The sequence below is a fragment of the Rahnella sp. AA genome, from assembly GCF_002834385.1.
Lineage (GTDB): Bacteria > Pseudomonadota > Gammaproteobacteria > Enterobacterales > Enterobacteriaceae > Rahnella.
In genome coordinates this window covers 195,329-214,136 of sequence record NZ_PITQ01000009.1, presented here as the reverse complement: position 1 = coordinate 214,136, position 18,808 = coordinate 195,329, and the positions used below count along the sequence as shown (strand labels likewise).

At 51.9% G+C, this 18,808-nt stretch carries 17 protein-coding genes; 8 read left to right on the top strand and 9 right to left on the bottom strand.

Features of this window, described 5'->3' with window-relative positions; translation table 11 throughout:
* Window positions 1–13: 13 nt before the first annotated feature.
* Window positions 14–1,288 (bottom strand): YeaH/YhbH family protein, encoded by a 1,275-nt coding sequence (locus tag CWS43_RS20595; protein WP_101078951.1) that lies wholly within the window; start codon window positions 1,286–1,288, stop codon window positions 14–16.
* 37 nt (window positions 1,289–1,325) lie between these two features.
* Entirely contained in the window at window positions 1,326–3,260 is a 1,935-nt protein-coding gene (gene yeaG / locus CWS43_RS20590; protein WP_101078950.1) for a protein kinase YeaG, read from the bottom strand.
* Between the two features lie 521 nt (window positions 3,261–3,781).
* On the opposite strand from yeaG, the gene CWS43_RS20585 reads away from it, so the two are divergent.
* The gene (locus CWS43_RS20585; RefSeq protein ID WP_101078949.1) at window positions 3,782–4,531 is read left to right on the top strand and encodes a MipA/OmpV family protein; all 750 of its coding nucleotides are present in this window, start codon (window positions 3,782–3,784) and stop codon (window positions 4,529–4,531) included.
* 111 nt (window positions 4,532–4,642) lie between these two features.
* Complete coding sequence (locus tag CWS43_RS20580; protein WP_101078948.1) at window positions 4,643–5,497, top strand: aldo/keto reductase; 855 nt, start codon at window positions 4,643–4,645, stop codon at window positions 5,495–5,497.
* An 84-nt stretch (window positions 5,498–5,581) separates the two neighbouring features.
* On the opposite strand, the gene CWS43_RS20575 is transcribed toward CWS43_RS20580, so the two are convergent.
* Both CWS43_RS20575 and gapA read right to left on the bottom strand, forming a co-directional pair.
* Window positions 5,582–6,451: a D-hexose-6-phosphate mutarotase gene (locus CWS43_RS20575; protein ID WP_101078947.1), complete on the bottom strand. Its 870-nt coding sequence runs from the start codon at window positions 6,449–6,451 to the stop codon at window positions 5,582–5,584.
* A 168-nt stretch (window positions 6,452–6,619) separates the two neighbouring features.
* Window positions 6,620–7,615: a glyceraldehyde-3-phosphate dehydrogenase gene (gene gapA, locus CWS43_RS20570; protein ID WP_198555888.1), complete on the bottom strand. Its 996-nt coding sequence runs from the start codon at window positions 7,613–7,615 to the stop codon at window positions 6,620–6,622.
* 350 nt (window positions 7,616–7,965) lie between these two features.
* Here gapA and msrB point away from each other — a divergent pair, with 350 nt between their 5' ends.
* On the top strand, window positions 7,966–8,379 hold the full coding sequence (gene msrB, locus CWS43_RS20565) for a peptide-methionine (R)-S-oxide reductase MsrB (RefSeq protein WP_101078945.1): 414 nt from the start codon (window positions 7,966–7,968) through the stop codon (window positions 8,377–8,379).
* A gap of 94 nt (window positions 8,380–8,473) precedes the next feature.
* Window positions 8,474–8,746: a YeaC family protein gene (locus CWS43_RS20560; protein WP_101078944.1), complete on the top strand. Its 273-nt coding sequence runs from the start codon at window positions 8,474–8,476 to the stop codon at window positions 8,744–8,746.
* 76 nt (window positions 8,747–8,822) lie between these two features.
* Here CWS43_RS20560 and pncA read toward each other — a convergent pair whose 3' ends face one another.
* The 3 genes from pncA to sppA all read right to left on the bottom strand — a co-directional run bounded on the left by pncA (window position 8,823) and on the right by sppA (window position 12,452).
* Window positions 8,823–9,452 carry a bifunctional nicotinamidase/pyrazinamidase gene (pncA, locus tag CWS43_RS20555; RefSeq protein WP_101078943.1) on the bottom strand — a complete coding sequence of 210 codons (630 nt, stop codon included), beginning with the start codon at window positions 9,450–9,452 and terminating at the stop codon, window positions 8,823–8,825.
* Between the two features lie 8 nt (window positions 9,453–9,460).
* Entirely contained in the window at window positions 9,461–10,474 is a 1,014-nt protein-coding gene (gene ansA, locus CWS43_RS20550) for an asparaginase (protein WP_101078942.1), read from the bottom strand.
* 124 nt (window positions 10,475–10,598) lie between these two features.
* Window positions 10,599–12,452, bottom strand: a complete 1,854-nt coding sequence (sppA, locus tag CWS43_RS20545) for a signal peptide peptidase SppA (protein ID WP_101078941.1) — start codon at window positions 12,450–12,452, stop codon at window positions 10,599–10,601.
* Between the two features lie 189 nt (window positions 12,453–12,641).
* Between sppA and CWS43_RS20540 the strand changes: the two genes are divergently transcribed.
* The 3 genes from CWS43_RS20540 (at window position 12,642) to CWS43_RS20530 (ending at window position 15,674) form a co-directional block, all read left to right on the top strand.
* Complete coding sequence (locus CWS43_RS20540; protein WP_101078940.1) at window positions 12,642–13,193, top strand: NAD(P)H nitroreductase; 552 nt, start codon at window positions 12,642–12,644, stop codon at window positions 13,191–13,193.
* Window positions 13,194–13,417: 224 nt separating this feature from the next.
* Window positions 13,418–15,367, top strand: a complete 1,950-nt coding sequence (locus CWS43_RS20535) for a DNA topoisomerase III (RefSeq protein ID WP_198555887.1) — start codon at window positions 13,418–13,420, stop codon at window positions 15,365–15,367.
* On the top strand, window positions 15,360–15,674 hold the full coding sequence (locus CWS43_RS20530; RefSeq protein WP_101078939.1) for a DUF1496 domain-containing protein: 315 nt from the start codon (window positions 15,360–15,362) through the stop codon (window positions 15,672–15,674). Before CWS43_RS20535 ends, CWS43_RS20530 begins: the two co-directional genes overlap by 8 nt.
* A 65-nt stretch (window positions 15,675–15,739) precedes the next feature.
* Here the strand turns inward: CWS43_RS20530 and CWS43_RS20525 are convergent, their stop codons facing one another.
* Together CWS43_RS20525 and xthA are read right to left on the bottom strand one after the other, a co-directional pair.
* Complete coding sequence (locus CWS43_RS20525; protein WP_101078938.1) at window positions 15,740–16,135, bottom strand: pyrimidine (deoxy)nucleoside triphosphate diphosphatase; 396 nt, start codon at window positions 16,133–16,135, stop codon at window positions 15,740–15,742.
* A gap of 6 nt (window positions 16,136–16,141) precedes the next feature.
* Window positions 16,142–16,951, bottom strand: coding sequence for an exodeoxyribonuclease III (gene xthA / locus CWS43_RS20520; RefSeq protein WP_101078937.1), 810 nt, complete (start codon window positions 16,949–16,951; stop codon window positions 16,142–16,144).
* Between the two features lie 255 nt (window positions 16,952–17,206).
* Here xthA and tyrR point away from each other — a divergent pair, with 255 nt between their 5' ends.
* A complete protein-coding gene (gene tyrR, locus CWS43_RS20515; protein ID WP_101078936.1) occupies window positions 17,207–18,781 on the top strand; it encodes a transcriptional regulator TyrR in 1,575 nt (524 codons plus the stop codon).
* Window positions 18,782–18,808 lie beyond the last annotated feature (27 nt).

Here is an 18,808-nt window from a genome sequence, read left to right as displayed (position 1 = left end):
TAAGAGTTAAAGGCTAGTGATCCTGAACCTGCTTGTGGAAGAGTTCCCGGAATACCGGATAAATATCTTCCTGCTCGCGGATATGTTGCATGGCGAAATTATCGAATTTCTCCTGCAACACTTCATATTCACGCCACAGCGTCTGGTGGGCACGGCGGGTGATCTCGATGTAGCTGTAATAACGCACCATCGGCAGGATCTTCTGTGCCAGAAGCTGGTGGCACAGAGGGGAATCGTCAGCCCAGTTGTCGCCATCGGAAGCCTGCGCGGCGTAAATATTCCACTGCGCCGGATCGTAACGTTCCTGGATAACTTCATCCATCAGTTTCAGTGCGCTTGAAACGATGGTTCCGCCGGTTTCCTGCGAGTAGAAGAACTCCTGTTCATCCACTTCTTTAGCTTGTGTATGGTGACGGATATAGACCACGTCAACGTTTTTATACGTCCGGCTCAGGAACAAATAGAGCAGGATATAGAAACGTTTGGCCATGTCTTTGGTTGCCTGATCCATAGAACCGGAGACATCCATCAGACAGAACATCACGGCCTGGCTGGAAGGCTCAGGGCGACGCTCGTAGTTGCGGTAGCGTAAATCAAAGGTGTCGATGAACGGCGTTTTGGCGATTTTCGCCCGCAACTCGGCGATTTCTTTACGCAGCCGTTCTTCTTCCAGTAATTGCGCCGGTTCGCTGTGTTCGACCTCGGTCAGCGTCGATTCCAGCTCACGCAGCTCCCGTTTTTTTCCCGCAGTCATCGCCGTGCGGCGAGCCAGGGAATTTTGCAAAGAGCGCACCACACTGATGTTCGCCGGCACGCCGTTAGACGTATAGCCGGAGCGGTGGGTTTTGAATTCGGTCAGCTGTTTATGCTGATTTTTTCTCAGGTTAGGAAGCGCCAGATCTTCAAACAACAGATCGAGGTATTCGTCTTTGGAGATCTGGAAAGAAAACTCGTCTTCGCCTTCACCGTCCTGGCTGGCATCGCCCTGACCACTGCCGCCGCCACCGCCCCCTTGCGGTCGTTCGATACGGTCATTTTGCACAAAGTGATCGTTGCCGGGGTGAACACGGTGGCGTAAGCCACCGCGACCCTGATGAAACATGGGTTCGTTAATATCAGAATTGGGGATCGAGACCGACTCCCCGCTGTCCACGTCGGTAACCGAACGCTTGTTGATGGCCTCGGCAATCGACTGTTTGATTTGCGACTTGTAGCGGCGCAAGAAGCGCTGGCGGTTCACCGCGCTCTTGTTCTTGCCATTCAGCCGACGGTCAATGAAATAAGTCATATTTCCCCCAAACGACGTTGCCAACTCTCCTCTCTGGTTACGAGGATTTTCTCACGCGCAGGTACCATTCACACAGCAGGCGAACCTGTTTGCGTGTATATCCTTTCTCCATCATTCTGTCGACAAAATCATCATGTTTCTTCTGTTCATCGGTCGACGTCTTGGCGTTAAACGAGATAACTGGCAGTAATTCCTCGGTATTTGAGAACATTTTTTTCTCAATGACCGTGCGTAGTTTTTCGTAGCTGGTCCAGTTTGGGTTGCGGCCGCTGTTGTTGGCGCGGGCACGCAGCACGAAGTTGACAATTTCGTTGCGGAAATCTTTTGGATTACTGATCCCCGCCGGTTTTTCGATTTTTTCCAGCTCTGCGTTCAGGGATTCACGGTCAAACAACTGTCCGGTATCCGGGTCGCGGTATTCCTGATCCTGGATCCAGAAGTCAGCATAGGTGACATAACGGTCAAAAATGTTTTGTCCGTATTCTGAATAGGATTCCAGATAAGCCGTCTGGATCTCTTTGCCGATGAATTCAGCGTATTTCGGGATCAGATAGCCTTTCAGGTGTTCCAGATATTTTTCAGCGATATCCTGCGGGAACTGCTCGCGCTCGATTTGCTGCTCCAGAACGTAGAACAGATGGACCGGGTTCGCAGCGACTTCCACATGATCGAAGTTGAAGACGCGGGACAGAATTTTAAACGCGAAACGCGTCGACAGCCCGTTCATCCCTTCGTCCACACCCGCATAATCGCGGTATTCCTGGTAAGACTTGGCTTTCGGGTCGGTATCTTTCAGGCTTTCGCCGTCATAGACGCGCATTTTGGAATAGCTGCTGGAGTTCTCCGGCGTTTTCAGACGCGAAAGAATGGAGAAGCGGGCCAGCGTTTCCAATGTGCCCGGCGCGCATGGCGCGTGCGAGAGTTCACTGTTGCTGAGCAGTTTGTCGTAGATTTTCATCTCTTCGGAAACGCGCAGGCAGTAAGGGACTTTGACGATGTACACACGGTCAAGAAACGCTTCATTATTCTTGTTGTTACGGAACGTCACCCACTCAGACTCGTTGGAGTGCGCCAGAATAATCCCGTTGAACGGCAGGGCAGAGATCCCTTCGGTACCGTTATAGTTACCTTCCTGTGTGGCGGTCAGCAACGGATGCAGCACTTTAATCGGTGCCTTGAACATCTCGACGAATTCCATCACACCCTGGTTTGCGCGGCACAGTGCGCCGGAATACCCGTAAGCGTCCGGATCGTTCTGCGCGTGGTTTTCCAGTTTACGGATATCCACTTTCCCGACCAGCGCGGAGATGTCCTGGTTGTTTTCATCGCCAGGCTCAGTTTTGGCAATAGCGATTTGTTCAAGAATCGACGGCCAGACTTTCACGACTCTGAATTTCGTGATGTCACCGCCAAATTCGTGCAGGCGTTTTGCCGCCCATGGCGACATGATGGTGCCCAGATAGCGCGGAGGAATGTTGTATTCTTTTTCGAGAATATGCGCATCTTCCTGCGGATTAAACAGACACAGCGGATGATCGTTAACCGGGCTGCGTTCACCGTTGGCGCTCAGCACATAAATCGGTACACGTTGCATCAGGGATTTAAGCCGTTCGGCCAGTGACGATTTGCCGCCACCCACCGGGCCCAGTAAATAGAGGATTTGTTTCTTTTCTTCCAGCCCCTGCGCGGCGTGTTTCAGATAGGAGACAATCTGCTCGATGGCCTCTTCCATGCCGTAGAATTCTTCAAATGCAGGGTAACGTGCAACAACACGGTTCGAGAATAAACGCGACAGGCGTGGTTCAAGCGCGGTATCTACCATCACTGGTTCACCGATTGCCATCAACAGACGTTCCGCCGCATTGACATAAGCACTGCGATCTTGCCGTGCAATGGTAAGAAATTCCTGCAGTGTGAACTCTTCGTCCTTGGCAGCCTCATAGCGCTGGCGATAATGGTCAAATATGTTCATACGATGCCCGTCCTTCGTTATTTTACCTTTCGTTTTTGAAGCGTTAGCGCAACTTCAATGACTTCGGGTATAGCACAGGTTAATGAGAGCTAAGCCCCCGGAAGAAAGATCTCCCACCTGAATACAGCAACCCTTATGCCAACTTGCAGAACCCCTTTGACGCTGACAGTTGCGATGATTTGAAAACTGTCATAAATCGGTGGGACGGGTGACCGTTCAGGCTAAGTCTTTCATCTATTTATAAGCGTAGTTTGGCATTAAGAAAATTTCCTCTCTGGTTTCGCCGTTTTTTAAGTCATTTCAATGACTCAGTTGACCGGAATGCTCTGAGAAGCCTTGCAGGACGTGCTTTGCAGAGCGGAAGTTATTTCTTTAGTCATTTTTATTTCATATTTTGCATATAAATTGTGCGATCGCTTCGTTTTTTCAGGGTAAGGTTTTTAGAGAACGAGAAATGCTAAGCGTGGCCCTTACGCTTCATTTACACTACCGACGATTTTTTACTTAATGGAATTAAGACAATGAAGATTTTGAACCTAAAAACACTGTCCATCGTGGGCTCGGCAGTGCTTTTCAGCCATGCCGCTGTCGCCGGAACCTGGCAGTTGGGTGCCTCTGCCCTGGTCGCGCCCGATCCTTATCGTGGTGATAACGATCACGTTTATCCGGTGCCAATCATCAATTACGATAATGATGATTTCTACTTCCATACCCTGATGGCCGGTTATTACCTGTGGAATGATGATGCTAACAAGCTGAGCGTCACGGCCAGCTACTTCCCGTTAAGTTTTGATCCAAGCGACAGCGACGATAACCGCATGAAACGTTTGGATAAACGTCATTCAACGCTGATGGCGGGCCTGGCTTATTCGCATAATGCGCAGTGGGGGACAATCCGCGCCAGCTTTAACGCCGATACCCTTGATACCAGCAACGGCATGACCGCCGATCTGGGTTATCTTTATGCGATTAAAGGCGCTAACTGGGCCGTTGTGCCAGGCGTTGGTGTGACCTGGTTCAGCTCAAATCTCAACGACTACTATTACGGCGTGACCAAAGACGAATCGCGCCGTAGCGGTTTCCACAGTTATTCTGCGGGTGACAGCTTTAGCCCGTATGTTGAAATTTCTGCAAAATACAACTTCACGCCAGCGTGGCAAGCTTTCGTAACCGGCCGCTACCTGCGTTTGTCCAGTGAAGTTACTGATAGCCCGATCATCGAAAATGACTGGACGGGTGTATTGTGGACGGGTGTGACCTACAGTTTTTAATTAAGCTGGCACTTTTATGGTGCGCAATCTGCACATTAATGGGGCGTTTCGCCCCATTTGCACATTTATAGTTCACCACTCTTTTTTGTATGACCCGGCAGGAGGAAACAGATGAAAGCGAAGACTGTGCAATTGCCTGATGGCACGACAGTACCCGCAATCGGGCAAGGTACCTGGTATATGGGCGAACGAAATAGTGAATTTCGTTCAGAAGTCAATGCATTGAAACAAGGGCTGGATGCCGGCATGACCCTGATCGACACCGCAGAAATGTATGCGGAAGGCGGGGCCGAAAGGGTGGTGGGTGAAGCTATTGCCGGGCGCCGTGATGATGTTTTTCTGGTGTCAAAAGTGTATCCCCATAACGCTGGTGGTGCGAAAGCCATCACGGCTTGTGAGCAGAGCCTCAAAAGATTGCAGACTGATTGCATAGATTTGTACCTGCTGCACTGGCGTGGTTCGATTCCGTTACATGACACGGTGGCCGCGATGGAAAAATTGCAGCAGGCGGGGAAAATCCGCCGCTGGGGAGTATCAAACCTGGATACGCAAGACATGCAGTCGCTGTGGAAAGTCCCCGGGGGTATGAAATGTATGACCAATCAGGTGCTATATCATGCGGCCGCTCGGGGGATTGAGTTTGATCTGCTCCCGTGGTGTGAGGAGCACGCGGTTCCTGTTATGGCATATTGCCCGCTTGCACAGGCAGGGCAATTACGTCATGACGTTCTGACCGCACCAGTCATGCAGCAAATTGCCAAAGCGCGCGGGGTCAGCAGTTCGCAGATTGCACTGGCATGGGTAGTGCGAAGCGGTAACGTGATTGCCATTCCTAAAGCGGTCCAGCCACAGCATGTGAAAGAGAATGCCGCAGCATTAACGCTAAATCTGACAGAAGACGAAATAGCACAAATTGATAAAGTATTTCCGGCACCGCGCCATAAAACGCCGCTGGATATGGTCTGAAGTGACGGCACTCGTCAAAAAAAGCGACAAAAATAGGGGCCATTTGGCCCCTTTGTCATTTCTGCTGCAAACAAACTCACACCGTTATTTACGGATGGAGAAAGTGACAGCCAGACGCGCCGGTGCAGCATGCGTAGAAGTATGCTGATGAGAAACTTGTGCTGTTTCCACGCAGACCATGGTTTTATAACCGTCATCCGGCATATCGGCCATGCTGACAGACAGTGCAGAGCCCGGGTTCCAGGCAACAACGTCAGCATTGTTTTCGTGTGCAACAACCAGCGTGCGTTTTAGCACCGGGTCAACAATCTCGCTGACTGCCTGAGGCTGGGTGTAGATACGATCAGTCTGCCCGGTGAAGGTCAGATCGCCGCCTTCCTCTTTCACTTTTGCACCATCAACTTTATCAATGAAGTGAGCACCAAGGCCTTTGACTGTCACGTCAGCAATATCACCGATGTTAAAATAGGTATGCAGGGCGCTGTTGGCTTTAAAGTCGCCGGTAGATTCCAGCTCAATGTGGCAAGTTTCGCCCAACGTGAAGCGTGCAGTCAGCACAAATTCGTGCGGCCACAGTTCCAGACTTTCAGGAGAACTTTTCAGCGTGAGGGTCAGGATAACGCCTTCATTGCTTTCTGTATGGTCTGTCAGAGCCCACGGGAAGTTACGCGCAAAACCGTGAGAAGGTTTACCTGCCGGACCAAACCAGGGCCAGCAAATTGGAATGCCTCCGCGGATGGCTACGCCGTCTTTGAACGCACTGGCGCTGCTCATCCACAGCACAGGCGCTTCGCCCGCAGGCTGCCATGATAATAAATGCGCACCTTGTAAGGCCACTGCCGCTTTTACTTTTGGATGAGAAACAACAATCACCGGCAGCTCGTCAATCTGACGCTGGCTGATAGTTGCTGAAATTTGATTCACGACCGGAAGAGAAAAGAGTTGTTCTGTCATTATCTAAAGTCCTGTCAGAGTTATAACAATCACGATTTAGAACCAAGACTACACATGAACCAAACCTATCTGTTTGATCGCACTCATGTGCTGATAAGAAAGTGCATCCGACAGAAAGCAAAAGGGCGACTTTCGTCGCCCTTTAATCAGTTCATCAACATCAGCCAATTATTTGGAGATGTGAGAAATCAGGTCCAGAACTTTGTTTGAGTAGCCAGTTTCGTTGTCGTACCAGGAAACCAGTTTCACAAAGGTGTCGCTCAGAGCAATACCTGCTTTAGCGTCGAACACGGAAGTCAGTTTTTCACCGTTGAAATCGGTAGAAACAACGTCGTCTTCGGTGTAGCCCAGAACGCCTTTCAGTTCGCCTTCAGAAGCGGCTTTGATTGCTGCACAAATTTCTTTGTAAGAAGCCGGTTTTTCCAGACGAGCAGTCAGGTCAACAACAGAAACGTTAGGGGTAGGAACGCGGAACGCCATACCTGTCAGTTTACCGTTCAGAGCTGGGATGACTTTACCTACTGCTTTAGCAGCACCGGTAGAAGAAGGGATGATGTTCTGGGATGCGCCGCGGCCGCCGCGCCAGTCTTTGTGAGACGGGCCATCAACGGTTTTCTGAGTTGCGGTAGTTGCATGAACAGTGGTCATCAGTGCTTCAACGATACCGAATTTGTCGTTGATAACTTTAGCCAGTGGTGCCAGGCAGTTAGTGGTGCAAGATGCGTTAGAAACGATTTCCTGACCTGCGTATTCTTTATGGTTTACGCCCATAACGAACATTGGGGTGTCATCTTTAGATGGACCAGTCAGAACCACTTTTTTAGCGCCAGCAGCGATGTGCTTACGTGCTGTTTCGTCAGTCAGGAACAGGCCAGTTGCTTCAGCAACAACGTCAACGTTAACTTCGTTCCATTTCAGGTTAGCTGGATCACGCTCAGCGGTAACACGGATGGTTTTGCCATTAACAACCAGGTGACCGTCTTTAACTTCAACAGTCCCGTTGAAACGACCATGAGTTGAGTCGTACTTCAGCATGTATGCCATGTAGTCCGCGTCTAACAGATCGTTGATTGCTACGATCTCGATGTCAGAACGTTCCTGAGCAGCACGGAAAACAATGCGACCGATACGGCCAAAACCGTTGATACCTACTTTGATAGTCATATATTCCACCAGCTATTTTTTTAGTGAATAAAAGGTTGGTTGTAAAATTACAAAAACCTTGCTGAGCGTCAAGCGGAATCGTGTCAATTATTGCTGTAAGTCAAAGCGACGACCTACTGTTGCTCGCTTATTGCACGTTCCGTTTTTTTAATCGGCTTACAACCATATGTGGGCGAAAAACTGAATATAAAGTGCCGGAAGATCAGGAGTGTGATCGCCATCACAAGTTGTGAGTCGGGCAACGCTGATGGCATACAGTTTAGGACAAAAGAGGCAGACGTGTTGTTAATTTTTTGTTATTATAAACTGTTATTTTAGTTGATTTTTAAATTCGTCAGAGAACGATAATCATGGGCGTTGTTACCAAATCCTTTTTCTTCCTCTCGCAACTCACTGAAATAAAAAGTCATATAACCCGGAGTCACGGAACAGAAGCGCCGTATTCTGGAAAACTGCTGCATAACAAACGTGACGGCCTTTACCATTGTCTGAACTGCCATACACCGCTGTTTTGTTCCGGGGCTAAATACGATTCCGGATGCGGCTGGCCAAGTTTCAGTCAGCCACTGTGCAAAGAGTCAGTTAAATATCTTACTGATATTTCGCACAATATGGAGCGTATGGAGATCCGCTGCTCGAACTGTGATGCACATCTGGGGCATGTTTTCCCTGATGGTCCGCAACCTACCGGCGAGCGTTATTGCGTAAATTCTGCTTCAATGAGTTTCACTAATGCTAAGAGTGGCGATAAAATCACCGGTTAAACGTGTCGAAAACACTGTTGTAATCTTACCGACAAAATCGATTCAGCTATTATTCAAAATTGCATGAATAATCTCAGCGGACATAAGGCCTCAGATGGAAATTAATCAACTTATTGATGTGATGACGCCGGAAATCTACGCGCGCCTGGCACTGGCTGTCGAACTCGGAAAATGGCCCGACGGCGTGCCGCTGACGCCTGAGCAGAAAGAGTACAGCTTGCAGGCTGTGATGCTGTATCAGTCGCGTCACAATGTCGAGGCACAACATATGAGCATCGGCACCGACGGACAGATTGTCACCAAAAGTAAGCAGGAACTGAAACAACAGTTTGCCCAGGACACGCTGATTAAACTCAAACCTGAGTGAGCTGGCGGTTTGTGTGAAGTGATGAAAGGCGCGTTAAGCGCCTTTTTTGCAGCCGGAGTGGGGCAAAACCGGGGGCTCACCCGATCAGCACTGCCGAAGTCCCAATCTGTGCGCCAGCCTCACGCATTGCTTCCACCGCCTGAGCGCTGTCGTGTGGCCCGATATTCACGCCACGGCAGCCATCGGTCAGCAATGTGACCGCATACCCCTGCGCCAGTGCGTCCAGCACCGTGAACTTCACACAATAATCTGTCGCCAGCCCCATGACATAGAGATGCGAAATCTGCGCGGCCTTCAGCCAGCCGTTCAGCACGGTAGTCGCACGGTGGCCGTTATCGAAGAAAGCGCTGTAACTGTCGATTTCTGCGTCCGTGCCTTTTTGCACCACAAAATCCAGCAGCCGGGTATTCAGGGACGCATGAAACTCCGCGCCCGGTTCCTGCTGAACGCAGTGAACAGGCCACCAGACTTGCGATAACCCGTTCAGCTCGCCTGAAGTCCAGGCTTCCTGATGCGAGTTTGCGGCAAAACTTTTGTGTCCTGCAGGGTGCCAGTCCTGCGACGCCACCACGGGAATATCGCGCTTTTTGCACCATGACATCATCTGATTCGCGACGGCAATGACTGCGTCCCCGTCGTTCACGGCCAGAGCGCCACCCCGGCAAAAATCGTTTTGCAGATCGACCAGCAACAATGCAGATTTCATATCGCCCCTTATTCGGTCAGTTCACCACGCAGATTTTGCTGCATCAGCTTGCGGATTTCTTCCGGAGAATGCGACTGACTCAGCAAATAATGCAATTTGGTCAGTGCGGCTTCCACGGTCATATCGAACCCGCTGATTACGCCGGAATGCGCCAGCGCATTGCCTGTTGCATAGCCGCCCATATTGACGCGTCCGGAGATACACTGAGTCAGATTGACCACCACGATGCCGCGCTCAGAAGCCTCTTTCAGCACTTTCAGCAAATCACCTTTTTGCGGAGCATTACCCACGCCGTATGACCGCAAGATCAGCGCCTTTACCGGCTGCATCAGAAAGTTTTGCACAACTTCAGCGGAAATCCCCGGATAAATGGTGACGACGCCGATAGGCTGCGGGGTAATGTGATGGACTTTCAGTTTCGCTGCGGGAACCTCTGGCAGCGACGGCGTGGAAAGGCGGCGGATGTGGATCCCGGCTTCAAGCAACGGAGAAAGGTTGGGTGAGGCAAAAGCATCAAAACCGTCGGCATGCGCTTTAGTACTGCGGTTGCCGCGATACAGGCGGTTATTGAAGAACAGGGTGACTTCGTTGACCGGATGATTCGCCGCGATATACAGCGAATTGAGCAGGTTAATTTGCCCGTCAGAACGCAAAGCTTCGAGAGGGATTTGTGACCCTGTCACAATAACCGGTTTGCTGAGGTTTTCCAGCATGAAGGAAAGTGCTGACGCCGTGAATGCCATCGTGTCGGTGCCATGCAGGATCACGAAACCGTCGTATTCATCGTAATGAGCCTGAATATCGTCGGCAATATGTTGCCAGTCTTCCGGCGTCATATCGGAAGAATCCATCAGCGGAGCGTATTCCTGAATGGTAAATTCCGGCATTTCAGGGCGGTGGAACTCCGGCATCAGTGCCAGTTGTCGCTGTAAATGGCCGGAAACCGGAATGTAACCCTGTTCAGAACGCTGCATACCAATGGTGCCGCCGGTGTAGGCAACGTAAATCGATTTTTTATTCATCAAAGATGTTCTTTTTTAAAAGGTGAAAGCAACTGCGCTAAGTATAAGGGCTGCATCCGCTATAAAAAAGCCCGGAGGACTCATGGCATGAGGCTCCGGGCCGGGTATGACGGATATTTAAACGTTACTTCACATCACCACACGTCAGGCAAAGGGCATAGCGGTTTTGTGGATCGTTCATGTTGCTGAACAGGTCGGCCTGAGATTTCAGCTCCATCGCCATTTTGCTCACCGGCGCAGGCAGATAGGCCTGAACCACAGCGGGCAGCATTGCATGAACAGATGCGCTCACTTGTGAGAACACCATATCGCTCAGGCTGGGTTCGCTGACGTACCAGTTCAGCTGCCATTTCGGCAGTTTCGCCAGATCCGCAGCTTTCTTCACGGCGTCATCGAAATCACCCAGTTCATCAACCAGGCCATTGGCTTTGGCGTCAGAGCCGATCCACACATGGCCTTGTGCAATCTGATCAATCTGCTCAGGCGTTTTGTGACGGGAATGAGCCACCAGGCCAAGGAAGGTTTTATAACCGTTCTCGATATTCAGTTGCATCATTTGTGAGAATTCTGGCGGCAACGCCTTCGTGGATGCAATATCTGCCAGCGGTGATGTTGCGACACCGTCGGTATGCACGCCCGCGTAATCCAGCGTGTTCTGATAGGTATTGATCACACCAAAGATGCCGATAGAACCGGTGAGGGTGCTCGGGCTGGCAATAATGTAATCAGCCGGTGTTGAAATCCAGTAACCGCCTGAAGCCGCCATCCCGCCCATCGAGACCACAACCGGTTTGCCTGCCGCTTTCGCCGCAGCCAGCTCAGAACGGATGACTTCAGATGCGCTGACGCTGCCGCCCGGGCTGTTAACGCGGAACACAATCGCTTTCACTTTCGGATCCAGACGGGCATCGCGAATTTGCTGTGCTGTCGTATCTCCACCCACGGCACCCGCTTGTTCCTGGCCGTCATTAATTGCGCCAGTCGCAAAGATCACGGCAATTTGCGGGTCGTTGTTGTCCGGTTTTTGCTTCGGCGAATAATCGTAGATGCTGGTGTAGTTAAAGTCCTTGGTGGTTTTGTTCCAGCCAAACGCTTTCACCATATCGCTGTCTGCTTCAGTGCGCGAGGCCAGCGTATCGACCAGTTTGGCTTTCAGCGCGTACTGCGCCATGTCACCGCCTGTCGCCTGAATCCCCGCCAATACACCCGCCGCGCCTGGGAACAACTGGTCCGGGGTTATCTGGCGGTTTGCTGACACTGTGTTGAGGTAGTTATTCCACAGGCCGCCAATCCAGCGGCTGTCCGCCTCACGGGCGGCAGGTGACATATCGTCACGGATCAGCGGTTCCACTGCGGATTTATATGTCCCGACGCGGAAAATATTGGTGGTGACTTTGAGCTTATCCAGCAGCGATTTGTAATACAGATTATTGGTCGCAAAACCGTGCAGATCTACCGCGCCCTGTGGCGACAGATAGATTTTGTTGGCGTAGCTGGCCAGATAATATTGCGACTGATTGTAGCTGTCGCCGATGGCATAAACCGGTTTGCCGGCATCGCGGAATTCACGCAGCGCCTTGCCGATATATTGCATCGAAGACTGGTCAGTGCCGGTGAAATCGCTCAGCTGCAACACAATACCGGTGATATTTTTGTCATCTTTCGCATCACGAATGGTATCGACCAGGTCAAACAAGGAGTTTTCCTGCAACCGGCTGCTGGAGGTGCCCAGCAATTCGCGACCCCACTGGCGTACTTTATTGTTAACTGATGGCTTATCGACCACTGAACCACTCAGGTCGACCAGCAGTGCGCCTTTGGTTGTCTCGACCGGCTTGTCCTGTACGGCATACCAGATGCCAACACCGGCCAAAATGATCAGAATAAGAAATACGTTGAGAATGAATTCTCTGACGAAATTAAGAAGACGCCAGGTCCACTTAAAAAAACCGGCGATAATTCGCCACAATGTGCGCATGGTCTCTCCAACAAGACGGATAAGTTCCGCTATCCTAATGACCCGCTGGAGAAATGTCAGCTTTAAATCATGTCAGAATTTGGCAACGGCGCATTATCGGAAAGCCGTATGCGCATTAGAAAAAGATGCCGCGCCTATGTTAACGTAAGGTTAATAGCAATTATTCTCAGATATCAGCAGGAGTTTCAAATGGACGCTTTGAATTTATTACTTAACCGCCGTTCCGCTTCCCGCCTGGCCGCCCCTGCACCTGCGGGTGAAGCCTTACAAAACATCATCAACGCCGGGATGAGAGCACCGGATCACGGTGCGCTACAGCCCTGGCGTTTTGTGATTGCGCAGAACGATGGCCTGACCCGTTTTAGCGAGGTGCTGCGTGCGGCGGCAATCAAAGATGGCGCGGATGAAAAAGCGATTGAGAAAGCGACTCAGGCTCCGCTTCGCGCGCCACTGATTATTACTGTTATTGCGGCCTGTAAGGAAAACCCTAAAGTGCCGCAGTGGGAACAGTTGTTATCCGCCGGGTGTGCGGTTCACGCGATGCAGATGGCTGCGCTGGCACAGGGGTTTAACGGTATCTGGCGTACTGGCGCCTGGACCGATCATCCCGACGTCCGCAAAGCGTTCCATTGTGGCGAGAACGATAGAATTGTGGGTTTCTTGTATCTTGGTACACCACAACTGAAAGCCAGCCTGCAGGTGATTCCAACCGACAGCACCCCGTTTGTTTCTCACTTTTAAGCGCTTGCCATGCGCAAATTAACCGGTTTTATCTCGGTGTTTTCTGATTAAACCGGTTTTTAGCTGTCTTTGTGAGCAGCCGTCATTGCATTAGCTTCCGACCGTCTTACTTATTACGCCGCCAGCGGCTAACATAGCCACCTCTGCATGATGAGGACGTAGTGAATGAAGGATGGGAAAATGGAAATCATAGTCGTGATCGCACCACAGGCAGGTGCTGCCTGATGCGTCTGTTCATTGCCGAAAAACCCAGCCTTGCCCGCGCGATTGCGGATGTTTTGCCCAAACCACACCGGCGCGGTGACGGATATATTGCCTGCGGTAACGATCAGGTGGTGACCTGGTGCGTCGGCCATTTGCTCGAACAGGCACAGCCCGATGCTTACGACAGCCGCTTTGCCCGCTGGTCACTGGCTGATTTGCCGATTATTCCTGAAAAATGGCAGCTTCAGCCGCGCTCCTCTGTTGCCAAACAGCTTAACGTTATTAAACGGTTATTACTGGAGGCCTCGCAGGTTGTCCATGCGGGCGACCCGGATCGTGAAGGGCAGTTGCTGGTGGATGAGGTGCTGGATTACCTCGAACTCACGCCGGAGAAACGTCAGGCAACGCAACGCTGCCTGATTAACGATCTCAATCCGCAAGCTGTTGAGCGTGCCATTGAGCGCCTGCGCGATAACCGTGATTTTATTCCCCTCTGTGTTTCGGCGCTGGCCCGCGCACGCGCTGACTGGCTCTACGGCATCAACATGACCCGCGCCTATACTATTTTAGGGCGTAATGCCGGATACAACGGTGTGCTTTCCGTGGGCCGCGTGCAGACGCCAGTGCTCGGGCTGGTGGTGCGCCGTGATGAAGAAATCGAAAACTTCGTGCCGAAAGATTTCTTCGAAGTGAAAGCGCACATCGTCACGCCCGCCGAAGAACGTTTTATCGCGCTGTGGCAACCGAGTGAATCCTGCGAGCCTTATCAGGACGAAGAAGGGCGTTTGCTGCACCGCCCTCTGGCCGATCACGTGGTGGCGCGTATTGCCGGCCAGCCGGCGATGGTCACCGGCTATAATGACAAGCGTGAAAATGATATTGCCCCGTTACCGTTCTCATTATCCACGTTACAGATTGAAGGCTCGAAGGCCTTTGGCCTGAGTGCACAGCAGATTCTGGATATCTGTCAGAAACTGTACGAAACGCACAAATTGATTACGTACCCGCGTTCAGATTGCCGATATCTGCCAGAAGAACATTTTGCCGGGCGTCACGCCGTGCTGAATGCCATCGGCGTTCACCGTCCGGATTTAATGCCGCAGCCCGTTGTCGACACCGATCTGCGCAACCGCTGCTGGGACGACAAAAAGGTTGATGCGCACCATGCGATTATCCCGACGGCGCGCAGCAGTCACGTAAATCTGACCGATGACGAACGTAAAATTTATGGTCTGGTAGCGCGCCAGTATCTGATGCAATTCTGCCCGGACGCGGTTTACCGCAAATGCGTTATCGATCTGGATATCGCTGGCGGTAAATTTATCGCCAAAGCCCGTTTTCTGGCCGAAGCCGGCTGGCGTACGCTGCTCGGCAGCAAAGAGCGTGACGAAGAAAACGAAGGCACGCCGCTGCCGGTAGTGGCAAAAGGTGACGAACTGCTTTGCGAACGTGGCGAAGTGGTTGAGCGTCAGACGCAGCCGCCACGTCCGTTTACCGATGCAACGCTGCTTTCTGCGATGACTGGTATTGCGCGTTTTGTGCAGGATAAAGAACTGAAAAAAATCCTGCGCGCTACTGACGGATTGGGCACGGAAGCGACGCGTGCAGGGATTATCGAGTTATTGTTCCGCCGCGAGTTTTTATACAAAAAAGGGCGTTATATCCATTCCAGCGACACGGGCCGCGCGCTGATTCATTCTCTGCCGGACATTGCCGCACGGCCAGATATGACTGCCGACTGGGAATCCACGCTGACGCGTATCAGTGAAAAGAGCTGCCGTTATCAGGATTTCATGCAACCGCTGGTCATGACGTTGCAAAACCTCATCATGCAGGCCAAAACGAACCGGGTGTCATCGGCATTTCGCAGTCTGCCTTCCAAACCGGCTGGTGCGATGGCGAAAAGCAAAAGCGCCCCTAAACGACGCAAAACGAGCACCAAAGGGAAGGGAGCAGACAGTGATGAATAACGTATTAATGAGCAAAGTGCTGGCGGCGTTGGCGGTCAGTTGCACGTTGCTGGCAGCACCGGCGATGGCCAACCGCAGCAATGTCGGTAATGGTGCAGACGTCGTCGTACCATTACCCCCGCAAATCTGGGAAAACAGTGGCAACAATACCAACACCGCGCCGACATGCAGCAGTTGCTGTATTTACAACAATCAGGTGTATACCGAAGGGGCTGTGGTGACTGCCGACAGCGTCGTGCTGCAATGCTCGCGGGATCCACAGGTTGTGGGGACCAATGAATTGAGATGGGAAGTGCTGAAGAAGTAATGTTCAGCATCAATAAAAAGGCGCAGAACTGGCAACAGTCTGCGCCTTTTTTAGTGATATCTGCTTTAAACCGTAAATTTCGCCAGATAGGCCTCGATTAGCGGAACATCAGCAGGGGCCAGATTAAATGACAGGACATCAGCAGGCGATATCCAGCAAAAATCAGAGTGACACTGTAACGTAATACTCCCCGTAAACCCGCTGACCCGCCAGCCATGCAGGCGTATCTTGCGTGAAGGCTGCTGCACTTCGCTGGTGGCGATGAAATCTTCCACCGTTGCGATGATGCCCATTTCTTCCAGTAGCTCGCGCGCCAGTGCTTCCGGCTGGCTTTCCCCGGTTTCGACTTTCCCGCCGGGGAACTCCCATAAACCGGCCTGGTCGCTGCTGCCATCACGTCGGGCGAGCAGTAATTTGCCTTCGCGTTCGATCAGCGCGGCGACCACATCAATCGTTTTCACCCTGCGTTACTTCAGGTCGAATGTCGCCCAGATTGGCGCGTGGTCAGACGGTTTTTCCATTGCGCGGATATCGTAATCGATACCTGTCGCGATACAACGCTCAGCCAGAGGATTGCTCGCCAGAATCAGATCGATACGCAGGCCACGGTTTTCGTCGAAGCCGCGTGAGCGGTAGTCGAACCATGAGAATTTATCGGTCGCTTCCGGGTTAGCGGCGCGGAAGGTATCAACCAGTCCCCAGCCTTTCAGGCGATCCATCCACTCACGCTCTTCCGGCAGGAAGGAGCACTTACCGGTGCGCAACCAGCGCTTGCGGCTGTCCTCGCCGATACCGATATCCAGATCTGTCGGGCTGATATTCACGTCGCCCATCACAACTACCGGATTATTCACCGACAAACTGGTGTTCAGATAATCCTGCAAATCCCGGTAGAACTTCTCTTTGGCCGGGAATTTGGTCGGATGGTCACGGCTTTCGCCCTGCGGGAAGTAACCGTTAATCACTGTCAGAACACCTTGCGGTGTTTCGATGTCAGTCATGATTATGCGGCGCTGGGATTCCTCATCGTCACCGGGGAAACCACGGCGTACTGCCACCGGTTCCTGTTTGGTCAGCATAGCCACGCCATAATGGCCTTTCTGACCATGATAAAACACGTGATAACCGTACTGGCTCACGTCCTCCAGCGGGAACATGTCGTCATGTACCTTGGTTTCCTGCAAACCGATCACGTCTGGCTGGTGCTGCTCGATAATTGCCGCAAGCTGATGTGGGCGGGCGCGCAATCCGTTGATATTAAAGGAGACAAACTTCATAGTCGGGAACCATTTGGCGATGAAATCAGAAGGGCGATAGTAGCAGAAAAAGGGAGGAATGGCGAAATCAGACCACCCTTAAAATGGCAGCAAAAATCTCAGCCAAGGCAAAACGCATACCCGATCATAATGGCAAGCCGATTTCCACCCGTGAATTATTTTGTCAACTTTTCGTGACAGTCTCTTCTTCCTGTGTACATGAAAGAGTATTATGCCCGAAGCGATTCCCGCACCGGCAGAAAAAGGTCAACACTGATGCGTCTGGAAGTTTTTTGCGAAGACCGCCTGGGGCTCACCCGGGAACTACTCGATCTACTGGTTTTACGCAGTATTGATTTACGCGGTATCGAGATTGCCTCGATTGGCCGCATTTACCTTAATTTTTCCCAACTGGATTTTGATACTTTTCGCGCCCTGATGGCAGAAATCCGCCGTATCGACGGCGTGACGGATGTCCGTACCGTGTCGTTTATGCCTTCCGAACGTGAGCATCGTGCCCTGCGTGCGCTGCTGGTGTCTATGCCGGAACCGGTTTTCTCCATTGATATGAAAGGCAAAGTTGAGCAGGCCAATCCGGCGGCGATGGCGTTGTTCGAACTTGATGAGGACAAAATCCGCAACGTGACGGCGGCCAACCTGATCACCGGTTACAACGTCACGCGCTGGCTGGAAAGCGAAAATGCTCAGCCGCATTCCGAACGCATTGTCATCCGCAGCCAGGATTTCCTGATGGATCTCACACCAATCCACGTTGATGATGAAGATGAGAAAGGCGGGATCGCCGGTGCTGTGGTGATGCTTAAATCGGCTGCACGCATGGGACGCCAGTTGCAGGATCTCACGGTTAACGACGACAGCGAGTTTGACCACATTGTCGCCGTGAGCAGCAAAATGCGCCATGTTCTTGAGCAAGCCCGCAAACTGGCGATGCTGGATGCGCCTTTGCTGATTGTCGGCGATACCGGAACGGGCAAAGATCTGCTGGCTCACGCCTGCCATCTGCGCAGCGCGCGTGGCAAAAAACCGTTCCTCGGCCTCAACTGCGCCTCGTTGCCGGATGATGTCGTCGAGAGTGAACTGTTTGGTTATGCCGCGGGCGCGTATCCCAATGCGCTCGAAGGCAAAAAAGGGTTCTTTGAACAGGCCAACGGCGGCTCGGTATTGCTGGATGAAATCGGTGAAATGTCGCCGAGAATGCAGATTAAGTTACTGCGTTTCCTCAATGACGGCACGTTCCGCCGCGTCGGCGAAGAGCATGAAGTCAAAGTGGATGTGCGCGTGATGTGTGCCACGCAGAAGAATCTGGTGGAGCTGGTCCAGCGCGGAGAATTCCGTGAAGACCTGTATTACCGTCTGAACGTGCTGAGCCTGACACTGCCGCCGCTGCGCGATCGTCCTGCGGATGTCATGCCGCTGACCGAGCTGTTTGTGGCGCGTTTCTCAGATGAACAGGGAATGCCGCGGCCAAAACTGTCCCCGCAGCTGGCGAATTATCTGACGCACTACGGCTGGCCGGGCAACGTCCGTCAGCTCAAAAACGCTATTTACCGTGCGCTCACACAGCTGGAAGGTGGAGAACTGCGCCCGCAGGATATCGTTCTGCCAGATTTTGATGCTGAAGTGACAATTGGCGAAGAAGCGCTGAACGGTTCGCTTGACGATATCAGTAAACGTTTCGAGCGTTCGGTACTGACCCGTCTTTACCGTACTTATCCAAGTACGCGGAAACTGGCCAAACGTCTGGGTGTTTCTCACACCGCGATTGCCAATAAACTGCGTGAATACGGCCTCAGCAGCCGTCGTGGCGAAACCGGCGACAGCGAAGAGTAATTCACACGCACTGAATGCTGTTCAATA